The organism is Bradyrhizobium sp. SRL28 (genome assembly GCF_018596315.1).
Classification (GTDB): domain Bacteria; phylum Pseudomonadota; class Alphaproteobacteria; order Rhizobiales; family Xanthobacteraceae; genus Bradyrhizobium.
On record NZ_JAHEAG010000256.1, the window covers coordinates 1 to 317 of the forward strand.

General features: G+C 67.2%; 1 protein-coding gene. It reads left to right on the forward strand.

Translation table 11 applies throughout. The features are described from left to right. On the forward strand, positions 1-317 hold a 317-nt coding region (locus tag KIP88_RS46240), incomplete at both ends, for a response regulator (RefSeq protein WP_214494689.1).

A 317-nucleotide genomic window follows, 5' to 3' on the forward strand; every position in this document is an offset into this window, starting at 1 on the left:
CTGAAAGCCGCCGGCTACAAGGTGCGGGTCGCCGTCAACGCGCAGGAGGGCCTCGCCGCGCTGCGCTCGAGCCACACCTTCGACGTGGTGCTGACCGACATCGAGATGCCGGACATGAACGGCTTCGAGTTCGCGGAAGTTATCCGCGCCGACCACAATCTGAGCACGATGCCGATCATCGCTCTGTCCTCGCTGGTGTCGCCGGCGGCGATCGAGCGCGGGCGGCAGGCCGGCTTCCACGATTACGTCGCCAAGTTCGACCGTCCCGGCCTGATCGCGGCGCTGAAGGAACAGACCGCCGAGACCAGGAACGCGGC